General features: G+C 68.0%; 11 protein-coding genes. 9 read left to right on the top strand and 2 right to left on the bottom strand.

Annotation, left to right across the window (positions count from 1 at the left end):
• Positions 1 to 47: 47 nt before the first annotated feature.
• The gene (gene ileS / locus ACGFI6_RS15235; RefSeq protein ID WP_393118786.1) at positions 48 to 3,200 is read right to left on the bottom strand and encodes an isoleucine--tRNA ligase; all 3,153 of its coding nucleotides are present in this window, start codon (positions 3,198 to 3,200) and stop codon (positions 48 to 50) included.
• Between the two features lie 280 nt (positions 3,201 to 3,480).
• On the opposite strand from ileS, the gene ACGFI6_RS15240 reads away from it, so the two are divergent.
• The 8 genes from ACGFI6_RS15240 to ACGFI6_RS15275 all read left to right on the top strand — a co-directional run bounded on the left by ACGFI6_RS15240 (position 3,481) and on the right by ACGFI6_RS15275 (position 11,727).
• Positions 3,481 to 3,756 (top strand): DUF167 domain-containing protein, encoded by a 276-nt coding sequence (locus tag ACGFI6_RS15240; RefSeq protein ID WP_393118788.1) that lies wholly within the window; start codon positions 3,481 to 3,483, stop codon positions 3,754 to 3,756.
• 186 nt (positions 3,757 to 3,942) lie between these two features.
• A complete protein-coding gene (locus tag ACGFI6_RS15245; RefSeq protein ID WP_393118790.1) occupies positions 3,943 to 4,632 on the top strand; it encodes a TraR/DksA C4-type zinc finger protein in 690 nt (229 codons plus the stop codon).
• Positions 4,605 to 5,219: a signal peptidase II gene (gene lspA / locus ACGFI6_RS15250; protein WP_393118792.1), complete on the top strand. Its 615-nt coding sequence runs from the start codon at positions 4,605 to 4,607 to the stop codon at positions 5,217 to 5,219. Before ACGFI6_RS15245 ends, lspA begins: the two co-directional genes overlap by 28 nt.
• Before the next feature lie 23 nt (positions 5,220 to 5,242).
• Complete coding sequence (locus tag ACGFI6_RS15255) at positions 5,243 to 6,151, top strand: RluA family pseudouridine synthase (protein WP_393119738.1); 909 nt, start codon at positions 5,243 to 5,245, stop codon at positions 6,149 to 6,151.
• The gene (locus ACGFI6_RS15260) at positions 6,148 to 6,759 is read left to right on the top strand and encodes a Type 1 glutamine amidotransferase-like domain-containing protein (protein WP_393118794.1); all 612 of its coding nucleotides are present in this window, start codon (positions 6,148 to 6,150) and stop codon (positions 6,757 to 6,759) included. Before ACGFI6_RS15255 ends, ACGFI6_RS15260 begins: the two co-directional genes overlap by 4 nt.
• A gap of 131 nt (positions 6,760 to 6,890) precedes the next feature.
• The gene (dnaE, locus tag ACGFI6_RS15265; protein WP_393118796.1) at positions 6,891 to 10,439 is read left to right on the top strand and encodes a DNA polymerase III subunit alpha; all 3,549 of its coding nucleotides are present in this window, start codon (positions 6,891 to 6,893) and stop codon (positions 10,437 to 10,439) included.
• 143 nt (positions 10,440 to 10,582) lie between these two features.
• Positions 10,583 to 10,981 carry a hypothetical protein gene (locus ACGFI6_RS15270; RefSeq protein WP_393118798.1) on the top strand — a complete coding sequence of 133 codons (399 nt, stop codon included), beginning with the start codon at positions 10,583 to 10,585 and terminating at the stop codon, positions 10,979 to 10,981.
• Positions 10,982 to 11,142: 161 nt separating this feature from the next.
• Positions 11,143 to 11,727, top strand: coding sequence for a hypothetical protein (locus tag ACGFI6_RS15275; protein WP_393118800.1), 585 nt, complete (start codon positions 11,143 to 11,145; stop codon positions 11,725 to 11,727).
• Here the strand turns inward: ACGFI6_RS15275 and ACGFI6_RS15280 are convergent.
• Complete coding sequence (locus ACGFI6_RS15280) at positions 11,724 to 12,254, bottom strand: hypothetical protein (protein WP_393118802.1); 531 nt, start codon at positions 12,252 to 12,254, stop codon at positions 11,724 to 11,726. The two genes, ACGFI6_RS15275 and ACGFI6_RS15280, sit on opposite strands and share 4 nt — an antisense overlap.
• On the opposite strand from ACGFI6_RS15280, the gene ACGFI6_RS15285 reads away from it, so the two are divergent.
• A complete protein-coding gene (locus tag ACGFI6_RS15285; RefSeq protein ID WP_393118803.1) occupies positions 12,249 to 13,754 on the top strand; it encodes a DUF3352 domain-containing protein in 1,506 nt (501 codons plus the stop codon). The two genes, ACGFI6_RS15280 and ACGFI6_RS15285, sit on opposite strands and share 6 nt — an antisense overlap.
• Positions 13,755 to 13,835 lie beyond the last annotated feature (81 nt).

Genomic DNA, 13,835 nt, shown 5'->3' on the forward strand with positions numbered 1-13,835 from the left:
CGGCAGAAGGGCGATCTGGCGGGTGAACCCACCAGATCGCCCCGGGGTCAGGCCTTGGTCAGCCAGTAGGTGAGTTGCAGGGCCTCTTCGGTGCCGGTGGCAACGTCCGCCTCCGACGGGGCCGACTGGTGCAGCTCGACGGCGAGCACCTCGCGGGCGATCTCGTCCGCGTGCTTGCCGAGGGCATCGGCCAGCTCGGCGTCGGTCGAGGTCACCCAGACCTTGATCCGGTCCGACACCTCGAGGCCGGTGTTCTTACGGGCCTCCTGCAGCGTCCGGACCACCTCGCGGGCGAGCCCCGCCTGCCGGAGTTCGGGGGTGACCTCGAGGTCGAGGGCAACGGTCTCGCCCTGCTCGTTGACCACCGACCAGCCTTCCTTCGGCCGCTCGGACAGCAGTACCTCGGCCTCGCTGACCCGGACGTCCTCGCCGTCGACGACGACCGTCGCCGACCCGGTCTCCTTCAGCTCGACCGCGAGTCCGCCCGCGTCGGCGGCGGCGATCGCGGCCGCGACCACCGGCGTCTGCTTCGCGAACCGCTTGCCGAGCTCGCGGAAGTTGCCCTTGGCAGAGAACTCGACCAGGTCGGCGCCCGCCGCGGACAGCGGCTCGACCACGCCGACGTTCAGCTCGTCGGCGATCTCCTGCAGCAACTCCGGCGACAGGTCCGCGATCGCGGCCGACCCGACCAGTGCCCGGGCGAGCGGCTGCCGCGTCTTCACCTTCGCCTCGGCGCGCGCCGACCGGCCGAGCTCGACGACCCGCTTGGCCATCGACACGTGCTGGGCCAGTACGTCGTCGATCAGCGTCTCGTCGTACTCCGGGAAGCTCGCCAGGTGGACGGATTCGGGCAGGCCCGGCGTGACCGGGCGGAACACGTCCTGCCAGACACGCTCGGTGACGAACGGCGTCAACGGTGCCATCACCCGGGTGAGCACGTCGAGCGTCTCGTGCAGGGTCGCCAGCGCGCCCGGGTCGCCGGACCAGAACCGGCGGCGGGAGCGGCGGACATACCAGTTCGAGAGCACGTCGACGAACGAGTTGATCAGCTGGCCGAGCCGCTGCGTGTCGTACGCCGCGTACGCCTCGTCGGTGTCGCGCACCAGCCGGTGCGTCTCGCTGACCAGCCAGCGATCCAGCACCGAACGGTCCGCAACAGCCGGGGCGTTGGCTGGTGACCAGTCCGCGAGCCGTGCGTACAGCGCGTGGAACGCGGCCGTGTTCCAGTAGGTGAGCAGCACCTTCCGGACGATCTCGTTCAGCACGTTCGGCCCGACGCCGCGAGCCTTCCACGGCGAACCGGACGCGGCCATGAACCAGCGCACCGCGTCCGCGCTGTGGTCGTCCATCAGCGGGATCGGTTCCAGGATGTTGCCGAGGTGCTTGGACATCTTCCGGCCGTCCTCGGCCAGGATGTGCCCGAGGCAGACCACGTTGCGGTACGACGACTCGTCGAAGACCAGCGTGCCGATCGCCATCAGCGTGTAGAACCAGCCGCGGGTCTGGTCGATCGCCTCGGAGATGAAGTCCGCCGGGTAGCTCTGCTCGAACTTCTCCTTCGAGCCGTCCACCCACGGGTAGCCCCACTGCGCGAACGGCATCGAGCCCGAGTCGTACCAGGCGTCGATCACCTCGGGTACCCGGTGCGACTCGGCGCCGCAGGCCGGGCAGTCGAAGGTGATGTCGTCGACGTACGGCCGGTGCGGGTCGGTGGCACTCAGGTCCCGGCCGGCCAGCTCACCGAGCTCGGCCAGCGAGCCGACGCAGACCTGGTGATCCTCGGTACAGCGCCAGATCGGCAGCGGCGTACCCCAGTAGCGCGAGCGGGACACGGCCCAGTCGATGTTGTTGCGCAGCCAGTCGCCGTACCGGCCCCACTTCACCGAGTCCGGGTACCAGTTGGTCTTCTCGTTCTCGCGGAGCAGCGCGTCCTTCACCTGCGTGGTGCGGATGTACCAGGACGGGAGCGCGTAGTACATGACGGGGGTGTGGCAGCGCCAGCAGTGCGGGTAGGGGTGCTCGTACGGCACGTGCTTGAACAGGACGCCGCGCTCGGACAGGTCCTTGACCAGGCCCTCGTCGGCCTTCTTGAAGAACTGACCACCGACCAGCGGCACGTCGGCGTTGAAGTGACCGCTGGAGTCCACCGGGTTCACGACCGGGAGGTTGTACGCGCGACCGACCGCGAGGTCGTCCGCACCGAACGCGGGGGACTGGTGCACCAGGCCGGTGCCGTCCTCTGTGGTGACGTAGTCCGCGAGCACGACGTAGTGCGCCGGCTCGTCGAACGGCACCAGCTCGAACGGCCGCTGGTACGTCCACAGCTCCATCTCGCGGCCGACGTACTCGTTGGTGACCGTCCAGCCCTCACCGAGCCGGTCCAGCAGCGGCTTCGCCACGACCAGGGTCTCGTTACCGTCCGTGGCGGTGACGTACGTGACGTCGGGGTGCACAGCGACGGCGGTGTTGGAGACCAGCGTCCACGGGGTCGTCGTCCAGACGAGCAGCGACGCCTGACCGGCCAGCGGCCCCGAGGTGAGCGGGAAGCGCACGTAGACCGACGGGTCGACGACCGTCTCGTACCCCTGGGCGAGCTCGTGGTCGGACAGGCCGGTGCCGCAGCGCGGGCAGTACGGCGTGATCCGGTAGTCCTCGACGAGCAGACCCTTGTCGTGGATCTGCTTGAGCGACCACCAGACCGACTGGACGTACTGCGGGTCCATCGTCTTGTACGGGTGCTCGAGGTCGACCCAGTAGCCCATCCGGACGGTCAGCTCGTTGAACGCGTCCACGTTCCGCAGCACCGACTCGCGGCACTTGGCGTTGAACTCGGAGATGCCGTACGCCTCGATGTCGTTCTTGCCGCTGAAGCCGAGCTCCTTCTCGACCGCGACCTCGACCGGCAGGCCGTGGCAGTCCCAGCCGGCCTTGCGCTCGACCCAGAACCCCTTCATGGTCCGGTAGCGCGGGAACACGTCCTTGAAGACGCGGGCCTCGATGTGGTGGGTGCCAGGCATGCCGTTCGCCGTCGGCGGACCCTCGTAGAACGTCCACGGCTGACCGCCGGCGGACTGCTCGAGGCTCTTCGCGAAGGTGTCGTGCTCGTCCCAGTGGATGAGCACCTCGCGCTCCATCGCCGGGAAGTCGACCTGTGCGGGGACCTGCCGCCAGGGGGTGCCGGGCTCGCTTGCTGCCGCCATGTTGTGCGTCCTTCGTCGCGTCCTGCGTACTGGACGAGGGACGAAGCACCCGGTGTTGTGCCGGGTTACCGCGCGGTACCACCCTCCTTGGTGACCCAGAGTGCGGTCACCCACTTCCTTAACGAGACGCGGCCGGTTCTAATAGGTCCCTGACGGACTGTTCTTCCGGCGGCTCCAGGGTGATGGCCCCATCATTGCCTTGCGGTTCGCGATTGTCAGTGTACGGCGTCGTACCAGGCGACTACGAATCGTTAATCAGTGGTGCAGTAAGAATTCGGCCATGAGAATTCTCCTGCGGGTGAAGCCGGGGGCCTCCAGGACAGCGGTCGGCGGCCGGTACGACGGTCCGTCCGGGCCGGCGCTGGTGGTTGCGGTGGCAGCCCGTGCGGTGCAGGGACAGGCAACGAAGGCTGTCCTGACGGCGGTGGCGGCGGCCTTCGGGGTCCGGCGTTCCGCGGTGAGTCTGGTGCGTGGCGCGACCAGCAGGGACAAGCTGGTCGAGGTCGAGGGGGAGGAGAACGACATCCGGGCGCGGCTCGAGCAACTGCTCGACTGACCCGGGACTGTTACGGACGGTGATGTCCGCAACACGGTTGTGACGCGCGGAACATCGAGCGGACTTGAAGAACCGACTACCTTATCTGCACGGTCTGCGCGTCAGGCTGGCTCGTGGTGAACACGTGGCCTACTGTCTTGCGACCAGTCCGCTCCAGTCTCCGACGAAGGCAGGGGGTAGCTGACCATGGCTACATCGGCACCCAAGAAGTCCGCCCCCCAACGCACTGCCGCGGCCAAGAAGAGTGCCTCGGCGTCCGGCGAGCCGAAGAAGCAGACGGCTCGTAAAGCACCGGCGAAGACCTCGCCGGTCAAGAAGACTTCCGCGAAGAAGCCGGCGACCACGTCCGCCGGTTCCGCGGCCAAAAAGGCTCCGGCCAAGAAGTCCCCTGCCAAGACAGCGACAACGAAGAGGGTGGCCATGAAGACCAACGAGAACAGGACTCCGGCGACGGCGCCGGGGAAGTCCGCTGCACACACGGCCGAGAGTTTCAAGGTGAAGCCGGGCGAGGATCCGTGGACCGCGGCCGAGCTGGCCGAGCTGCGCGCCGAGCTGGAGGGTGAGGTCCAGCACCTCAAGGACGAGATCAAGGACGCCGAGCAGGAGATCCAGGGCCTGTTCCGGGACGGCAGCGACGGTGCCGGCAACGACCAGGCGGACGTCGGCTCCACCACCCTCGAGCGGTACCACGAGCTGACGCTGGCGAACAACGCCCGCGACATGCTGAACCAGATCGAGTTCGCGCTGAGCCGGATCGACGACGGCACGTACGGCGTCTGCGACAACTGCGGCAATGCGATCGGCAAGGGTCGGCTGCAGGCGTTCCCGCGTGCGACACTGTGTGTCTCATGCAAAGAACGCCAGGAACGCCGCTGAACGACCCCGCCCCACCTCCTGAGGCGGACGACGAGACAGCCACCCCGGAGCCGGCCGACGAATCGTCGGCCGGTTCTCCGTCGTCCCCGCGCGGCAGGTCCTGGAAATGGACGCTGATGTTCGGCGGCGTGGGGCTCGTCGTCCTGCTGCTCGATCAGGTGACCAAGGCACTCGTGCTGGCGCATCTGACGCCGGGAGAGCCGGTGAACGTGGTCGGCAGCCTGCTGAAGTTCAACCTGATCCGGAACTCGGGCGCCGCGTTCAGCCTCGGTGCCGGTTACACGCCGTACATCAGCGCGATCCAGATCATCGTCGCGATCGGCGTGATCTACCTGTCCCGGAAGCTCGGCTCGGCCGGCTGGGCGGTCGCCTTCGGGCTGCTGTTCGGCGGCGCGGTCGGCAACATCCTGGACCGGATCTTCCGCGACCCGTCCCCGTTCCACGGGCACGTCGTCGACTTCCTGCAGACGCCGCACTGGGCGATCTTCAACGTCGCGGACATGGCCGTCACGTCGGCCGCCGTACTGCTGGTGATCCAGACCCTGCGCGGCATCAAGCTCGACGGCACCCGGGAGCACCGGAAGTGACATCTGGGACATCACGGACCGTGATGGTGCCTGACGGTCTCGCGGGGGAGCGGCTCGACGCGGCGCTGTCCCGCTTGTTCGGCGTCTCCCGTACCAAGGCCGCCGAGCTGATCGAGTCCGGCCTGGTCCAGGTCGACGGGATCCCGGCGCCGAAGTCGTCCCGGGTCGCGGCCGGCGTGCTGCTCGACGTCGAGCTGCCCCCGCCGCCGTCCGACGTGACCGTCGTACCGGAGACCGTGGACACCCTGCGGATCGTGTACGACGACGACGAGATCGTCGTGGTCGACAAACCGGTCGGCGTCGCCGCACACCCGTCGCCGGGGTGGACCGGCCCGACCGTGATCGGCCATCTCGCCGGCGCCGGGTTCACCATCTCCACGAGCGGCGCGGCCGAGCGCAAGGGCATCGTGCACCGCCTCGACGTCGGCACGTCCGGGCTGATGGTGGTCGCGAAGACGGAGTACGCGTACACCGTCCTCAAACGCGCCTTCAAGGAACGTACGGTGCGCAAGATCTATCACGCGCTGGTGCAGGGGCACCCGGACCCGTTCACGGGGACCGTGGACGCGCCGATCGACCGGCACCCGCACCACGACTACAAGTTCGGCGTGGTGGCCGGCGGGAAGCCGAGCGTCACGCACTACGAGACGCTCGAGGCGTTCCGGTACGCGACGCTGCTCGAGATCACGCTGGAGACCGGCCGTACGCACCAGATCCGCGTGCACATGTCCGCGATCGGACACCCGTGCTGCGGCGACCTGACGTACGGCGCCGATCCGGTCCTTGCCGAACGTCTCGGCCTGAGCCGCCAGTGGCTGCACGCCATGCGGCTCGGCTTCGCGCATCCGGGCACGGGGGAGTACGTCGAGTTCACCTCGCAGTACCCCGAAGACCTCGACCAGGCCCTCAACCTCCTCGTCGACACGCAGTGAAGCTCTATCTCTCGTCCTTCCGTCTCGGCGACCACCCCGAGCGTCTGACCGCGATGCTTCCGGCGGCCGCCCGGGTCGGGGTGATCTGCAACGCGATGGACTTCGTCAAGCCCACGACCCGCCGCGCGAAGGTCGACGAGGAACTCGCCAGGATCACCGACCTCGGTCTGCGGCCGGAGGAGCTGGACCTCCGTGACGACGACGCGCTTGACCGGCTCCCGTCGTACGACGGCCTGTGGGTCCGCGGTGGCAACGTCTTCGTCCTGCGCATCGCGATGGCCCGCTCCGGCGTGGACGCCGTCCTCCCGGACCTGATCCGCTCGGAGCGGTTCGTGTACGCCGGCTACAGCGCCGGTGGCTGCGTGCTCGCGCCAAGCCTTCGCGGCGTCGAGTACTGCGACCCGGTCGACGGCCTCGACGACGTGATCTGGGACGGCCTCGGCGTCCTGGACCACGCGATCGTGCCGCACCTGGATTCACCCGGCCACCCGGAGACGGAACTGCTCGCGGTGGTCGCCGAGCGGTACGACCGGAGCGGCGTACCGTACGTCGGGCTGCGGGACGGGCAGGCCCTCGTGATCGACGGCGAGCGGCGCGAACTGGTGTGATCCTGGTCTGCTCCACGACCGGATAGCGGGCGGTCGCGGGTCCGCTCGGTGAGCCGATTCAGAACTGTCCACGGGGCCTGCCTAAGCTGTCTCAGTCCCGCTCACTTACGCCCTGGGAGGTCTGCGTCGATATGTCGTCCAGCGATAGTTTTGTGCACCTGCATGTGCACACCGAGTACTCCATGCTGGACGGCGCCGCGCGGATCGACGAGTTGTTCAAAACCGCCCAGGAGATGGGCCAGCCGGCGATCGCGACCACCGACCACGGGTACGTGTTCGGCGCCTACGAGTTCTGGAAGACCGCGAAGAAGTACGACGTCAAGCCGATCATCGGCGTCGAGGCGTACCTGACGCCGCACACCCACCGCAGCGAGCGCAAGCGGGTCAAGTGGGGCGACGCGAACGCGGGCCGCGACGACGTCTCCGGCTCGGGTGCGTACACGCACATGACGCTGCTGGCGAAGAACACCTCCGGCATGCACAACCTGTTCAAGATGAGCTCGCTGGCCAGCCTCGAGGGCTACTACTTCAAGCCCCGGATGGACCGCGAGCTGCTGAACACCTACGGCCAGGGCCTGATCGCCACCACCGGCTGCCCGTCCGGCGAGGTGCAGACCCGGCTCCGCCTCGGTCAGTACAAGGAGGCGATCGACGCCGCCGCGGAGTTCCGCGACATCTTCGGCAAGGAGAACTACTACTGCGAGCTGATGGACCACGGCCTCGGCATCGAGCGGAACATCCAGCAGGACCTGCTGAAGCTGGCCAAGGAGCTCGGCCTGCCGCTGGTCGCGACCAACGACCTGCACTACACCAAGCCCGAGGACTCGCAGGCGCACGCGGCGCTGCTGTGTGTCCAGTCCGGCTCGACGATGACCGACCCGAACCGGTTCAAGTTCGACGCCAACGAGTTCTACGTGAAGACCGCCGCCGAGATGCGCGAGGTCTGGAAGGACTTCCCGGAGGCCTGCGACAACACGCTGCTGATCGCCGAGCAGTGCGACGTCGGCTTCACCGAGGGCGAGGGCCGGTTCATGCCCCGGTTCGGCTGCCCCGAGGGCCACAACGAGGAGTCCTGGTTCGTCGCCGAGGTCGAGACCGGTCTGCACCACCGCTACCCCGAAGGCATCCCGGACGACGTCCGTAAGCGCACCGACTACGAGATCGAGATCATCGTCTCGAAGGGGTACGCGGGCTACTTCCTGGTGGTCGCCGACTTCATCAACTGGGCCAAGGCGAACGGCATCCGGGTCGGCCCGGGCCGTGGTTCCGGCGCCGGCTCGATGTGCGCGTACGCGATGAAGATCACCGACCTGGATCCGCTGCTGCACGGTCTGTTCTTCGAGCGCTTCCTGAATCCGGAGCGGATGTCGATGCCCGACTTCGACATCGACTTCGACGACCGCCGGCGCCCCGAGGTGATCCGGTACGTCACCGAGAAGTACGGCGACGACCGGGTCGCGATGATCGTCACGTACGGCACGATCAAGGCCAAGCAGGCGATCAAGGACGCCGGCCGGGTGCTGGACTACCCGTTCGCGATGGGCGACCGGATCACCAAGGCGATGCCGCCCGCGGTGATGGGCAAGGACGTCCCGCTGTCCGGGATCTTCGACCCGCAGCACAAGCGGTACTCCGAGGCCGGCGAGTTCCGCCAGCTGTACGAGGGCGACCAGGACGTCCGCAAGATCGTCGACACCGCCCGCGGCCTGGAGAACCTGAAGCGCCAGTGGGGTGTGCACGCGGCCGGCGTGATCATGTCCAGCGAGCCCCTGATCGAGATGATCCCGATCATGCGCCGCGAGCAGGACGGCCAGGTCATCACCCAGTTCGACTACCCGAGCTGCGAGACGCTCGGCCTGGTCAAGATGGACTTCCTCGGCCTGCGCAACCTGACGATCATGGACGACGCGGTCAAGAACATCGAGGCCGCCCACGGGATCCAGATCGACCTGGACAAGCTCAGCAAGGACCTCGACGACAAGCCGACGTACGACCTGCTCGCCCGCGGCGACACGCTCGGGGTGTTCCAGTTCGACGGCGGGCCGATGCGGGCGCTGCTGCGGCTGATGAAGCCGGACAACTTCGAGGACATCTCTGCGAGTACGGCCCTGTACCGCCCGGGCCCGATGGGCGCGAACAGCCACACCAACTACGCCCTGCGCAAGAACGGCCAGCAGGAGATCAGCTACCCGCACCCCGAGCTCGCTGAGGCACTCGAGCCGGTCCTCGGTATCACCTACGGCCTGATCGTCTATCAGGAGCAGGTGATGGAGATCGCCCAGCGCCTGGCCGGCTACTCGCTCGGCAAGGCGGACCTGCTCCGCCGCGCGATGGGCAAGAAGAAGCGCGAGGTCCTGGACGCCGAGTACGTCGGCTTCTCCGAGGGCATGAAGGCGAACGGGTACTCCGAGGCGTCGATCAAGGCGCTCTGGGACATCCTGCTGCCGTTCTCCGACTACGCGTTCAACAAGGCGCACTCCGCCGCGTACGGTCTGGTCTCGTACTGGACCGCGTACATGAAGGCCAACTACCCGGCGGAGTACATGGCCGCCGTCCTGACGTCCGTGAAGGACGACAAGGACAAGATGGCCATCTACCTGAACGAGTGCCGCCGGATGGGCATCAAGGTGCTGCCGCCGGACGTCAACGAGTCCGACTCGAACTTCACCCCGGTCGGCACCGACATCCGCTTCGGCCTGTCCGCGATCCGCAACGTCGGCGTGAACGTGGTCGCCGAGATCGTCGCCGCCCGCGAGGAGAAGGGCCGGTTCACCGACTTCGTCGACTTCATCGACAAGGTGTCGCTGCCGGTCTGCAACAAGCGGGTGATCGAGTCGCTGGGCAAGGCCGGTTCGTTCGACTCGATGAACCACGCCCGGCGCGCGATCGTCGCGGTGCACGAACAGGCCGTCGACGAGGCCATCGACCTCAAGCGGAACGAGGCGCACGGACAGTTCGACCTGTTCTCGATGGGCGACGACGACGCGGAGGAGGGTGAGGGCAACAGCCGGCTCACCGTGACCGTGCCGGAGATCGAGGAGTGGGACAAGGCGACCAAGCTGGCGCACGAGCGCGACATGCTCGGGCTGTACGTGTCCGACCACCCGCTGTTCGGCGTCGAGCACGTGCTCACCAACGGCTCGGACTGCACGATCGGCCAGCTGCTCGCGGACGAGGACCGTCCGGACGGCAGCCGGGTGACGATCGGTGGCCTGGTCACCGCCGTGCAGCGGAAGGTCAACAAGCGCGGCGACATCTACGCGATCGTCACCATCGAGGACCTCGAAGGTTCGCTCGAGGTGATGATGTTCTCCTCGGCGTACCAGCTGCACGCGCACCTGCTCACCAACGACGCGATCATCTTGATGAAGGGTCGCGTCCGGCGCCGCGAGGACCGTCTCGAGCTGAGCGGCGACGAGGTCGTCGTCCCGGACCTCACCGAGGGCCCGACCGGCCCGGTCGTCCTCACCATGCCGGTCAACCGCTGCACGCCACCGGTCGTCGACCAGTTGCGGGACATCCTGACCTCACACCCCGGCATGACCGAGGTCCACCTCCGCCTCCAAGCCCGCCAGAAAACCACCGTCATGCGCATCGGCGACCGCTTCCGCGTAACCCCCACCTCCTCCCTCATGGCCGACCTGAAAGCCCTCCTAGGCCCCTCCTGCCTAGCCAGCTGACATGCCGAGCCAGGGAAGCGCCCCCGGACATGCAAAGGCCCCGGGGGGTTTCCCTGGCCGAAGCCGGTACACCGTGAATCCCGGGGCTCTCTTGCGTGCTCAGAATACCAGGCCATCGGCGCACCACGACAGATAGGCGTCCGATGAACAATCGAACCAACGTGCCAATGCAACCTCGGAGTCAGCCCTGGACGCTTGAGAATTTGCTCTCCGAGGCACGGCTCGGGCCGTACCTGGCGGCGACGGACGGCAGCCTAACGGCCGCGCTACGGCTGTATGACTGGAACGCGCGGATCAGTTCCGCCTTCCATGAGGAGTTGCACTACGTCGAAGTGGGTCTTCGTAATGCCATGGATCGGCAGCTGACAGCGTGGTCCCGTGCGCTGGGGGCGCAATCGCCGTGGTTCCGCGACTCGCGGGTGCCGTTGACCCCGCCGACGCGGATCAAGATTGCGAGTGCTTGCAACAACGCGACCCGCGGCGGTCAGCCCGAACTGGAGGGCAAGGTCGTCGCCGAGTTGATGCTCGGATTCAGGCGGTAGGCCGAGTGCCGCAGATCCTCCGGGAGCGAGCACAGTACTCGCTCGGCTGACGAGCGGCACCAGCGTTGGACTCGCAGGAGCGGGGTGGTGAGCCCAAGCAACCGGGCATGAGACACACTGGCGTCGTGAGTTATGGGGAGTCTTCTGGGTCTTTTGGGGCTGTGCCTTCGCCGTCGGTGAACCCGTTCGGGGTGCCGGTGGACGAGGAGCCGCGGCTGCCTGTGGCCAAGGCTGTGCTGGTGACGGTGGTGGTGTTCCTGGTGGCCGGCGTGGTGGCCGGGTGGGCCTGGCAGCAGTTCTCGCCGTTGGCGAAGTACACCGTGGACGAGCGCGGTGGGTCGCTGGGCGAGGAGCAGATGACGCAGATCTTCGGGCCGGACGGGACGTTCACCGCGATCGGGTTCGTTGCCGCCGTCGTGCTCGGCGGGGCATTGTTCTGGTGGTTGCGTAACCACGGCCCGTGGTCGGTGGCGATCGTGACGCTCGGTGCGTGCCTCGGCTCAGGGGTGGCGTGGGGTGTCGGCATGCTGCTCGGTCACGACCCGCTCGACGCGCGGCTGCGGGCCGCGCACCCGGGTGATCTGGTTGCCGCGCCGCTGGAGCTGCACACCTGGACGCCGGCGGTCTCCTGGCTGATCGGCGCGGCGCTCGCGTGCGCGATCATCGCGGCCGCGACCTGGCGGGCCGAGCCGGTTGCAACCACACCGCAACCTGCTGCGTCGGAACCTGGACCGCCGGTCCACTAATCTTTGCAGGTCCGGCGGTGAGGCCACCGGAGCCAGCGAGGGAGCTTATGTCCGACCAGAACCAACCACCGACGTATCCAGGTGCCGGCGGCCCGCAGAACGGTCAGCCGCAGAACAGCCACGGGCAGGGACAGAACTTCCCGCCCCAGCAAGGTCCTGGCCGGCAGGGCTACCCACAGCAGCCACATCCCCAGCAGGGCGGCCCGTACGGTGGCCCCCAGCAGGGTGGCCCGCAGCAGGGTGGCCCGCAGCAGGGTCCGCAGTACGGCGGTCCGCAGCACGGTGGCGGCCAGCAGGGTGGCCAGCAGTACGGCGGCGGCCAGCAGCAGGGTGGCCAGCAGTACGGCGGCCAGCAGCAGGGTGGGCCCCAGTACGGCGCTCCCCAGCAGGGTGGCCAGCAGTACGGGCAGCCGGGCCAGGCGGGACAGCAGCCGGGCCAGTACGGGCAGCCGGGCCAGCAGGGGCAGTACGGCCCGCCGGGGCAGCAGTACGGGCAGCCGGCGCAGGGGTCGTACGAGCAGATGCATGTCGGCGGGCAGCCGCCGCAGGGGCCTGGGTACGGGCAACCGCAGCAGTGGCAGCCGGAGCCGAAGAAGAAGCGCGGCAAGCTGATCCCGATCGTCGCGGCGCTCGCGATGGTGATCGTGGTCGCCGGCGGCGGGATCTTTGCCTACGGCAAGCTCGGCGGCGGCGGCAAGCAGCCGTCGGACGTGCTGCCGGGCACCGCGGTCGGGTACGCCCGCGTCGACCTGAACCCGTCGGCCGGCCAGAAGGTCAACGCGGTCCGGTTCCTGATGAAGTTCCCGTCGGTGAAGGACAACCTCGGTCTGACCGGCGAGCAGGACGACCTGCGGCAGAAGCTGTTCGACCAGATCAAGAAGTCCGCCGGCGACGACCTCGCGGACGTCGACTTCGAGAAGGACGTCAAGCCGTGGCTGGGTGACCGCGCCGGGTTCGCCGCGCTGCCGCCGGCCGAGGGCAAGGAGCAGCCGGTCCCGGTGGTCGCCGTCCAGATCAAGGACGAGGACGCCGCGAACAAGGGCATGGACAAGCTGCTCGCCAAGGAGGACAAGAAGCCCGGGCGCGCGTTCAGCAACGGGTACATGATCCTCGGCGACGACCAGGCGACCGTCGACGCGGCGGTTGCCACCGCGAAGGACAACCCGCTGACCAAGAACGCCAAGTTCAAGGCGGACATGGACAAGCTCGGTGAGCAGGGCTTCGTGTCCGGCTGGGCCGACGTCAAGGCGATCGCGTCGATGAGCGGCAAGGTCGACTCGAACCAGCTGGCCGGTCTCGGCGACGCGACCGCGGCGGTGGCGCTGCGGTTCGACCCGTCGTACGTCGAGCTGAAGGCCGTCGGGCACGGCGACTCGAGCGTCAAGGTGAACTCGGCCGACGCGGCCGACCTGGTCTCGAAGCTGCCGGACAGCACGGCCGGTGCGCTGGCGATCTCCGGTGGCGACACGATCATCGACACCGCCTGGAAGCAGGTGCAGAAGGCCGGCGGCGAGAACATCCAGCCGATGATCGACCGGATCGCCGAGCAGACCGGCCTGAAGCTGCCGGACGACCTGAAGACGCTGGCCGGCAAGAACATCGCGGCCGCGATCGACAAGGACACCGAGAACGGTCCGAAGGTCGCGATCCGGATGCAGACCGACCCGGCGAAGGCCGAGCCCGTACTGCAGAAGCTGGTCCAGTTGATGAACCACGGCGAGGAGTCCGGCCGGATCCCTGTCAAGACCGCCAAGAGCGGTGACACACTGGTCGCCGCGACCGACCAGGGCTACGCCGACGAGGTGCTGAAGGGCGGCAACCTCGGCTCGACCGACGGCTTCAAGCAGGCCCTGCCGGACACCAAGGGCGCGATGATGATCGGGTACGTGGACTTCGCCGCCGCCAGTGCGTTCTCCGACAAGATCGGCGACAGCAAGGACCTCGCCGCGCTCAAGTCGGCCGGCTTCGTGACCCGCTCAACGGGTGACGGCGAGGCCGAGTTCACCATGCGGGTCGTCGCAAAGTAACCAGTACGCCCCGAAGCCCCGGACCGCCGCACTGTCGGCGTCCGGGGCTTCTCGCACTGGCGGGTCGTTCGACCGCTGGCG

It is taken from the genome of Kribbella sp. NPDC048928 (genome assembly GCF_043197975.1).
In the GTDB taxonomy this organism is placed as follows: Bacteria; Actinomycetota; Actinomycetes; order Propionibacteriales; family Kribbellaceae; genus Kribbella.

Coding starts and splice junctions, on each gene's coding strand:
- dnaE (WP_393118796.1), top strand. CDS start 6,891: ATGTCGTCCAGCGATAGTTTTGTGCACCTGCATGTGCACACCGAGTAC.
- ACGFI6_RS15255 (WP_393119738.1), top strand. CDS start 5,243: ATGGTGCCTGACGGTCTCGCGGGGGAGCGGCTCGACGCGGCGCTGTCC.
- lspA (WP_393118792.1), top strand. CDS start 4,605: ATGCAAAGAACGCCAGGAACGCCGCTGAACGACCCCGCCCCACCTCCT.
- ileS (WP_393118786.1), bottom strand. CDS start 3,200: ATGGCGGCAGCAAGCGAGCCCGGCACCCCCTGGCGGCAGGTCCCCGCA.
- ACGFI6_RS15245 (WP_393118790.1), top strand. CDS start 3,943: ATGGCTACATCGGCACCCAAGAAGTCCGCCCCCCAACGCACTGCCGCG.
- ACGFI6_RS15270 (WP_393118798.1), top strand. CDS start 10,583: ATGAACAATCGAACCAACGTGCCAATGCAACCTCGGAGTCAGCCCTGG.
- ACGFI6_RS15280 (WP_393118802.1), bottom strand. CDS start 12,254: ATGCATCTGCTCGTACGACCCCTGCGCCGGCTGCCCGTACTGCTGCCC.
- ACGFI6_RS15240 (WP_393118788.1), top strand. CDS start 3,481: ATGAGAATTCTCCTGCGGGTGAAGCCGGGGGCCTCCAGGACAGCGGTC.
- ACGFI6_RS15285 (WP_393118803.1), top strand. CDS start 12,249: ATGCATGTCGGCGGGCAGCCGCCGCAGGGGCCTGGGTACGGGCAACCG.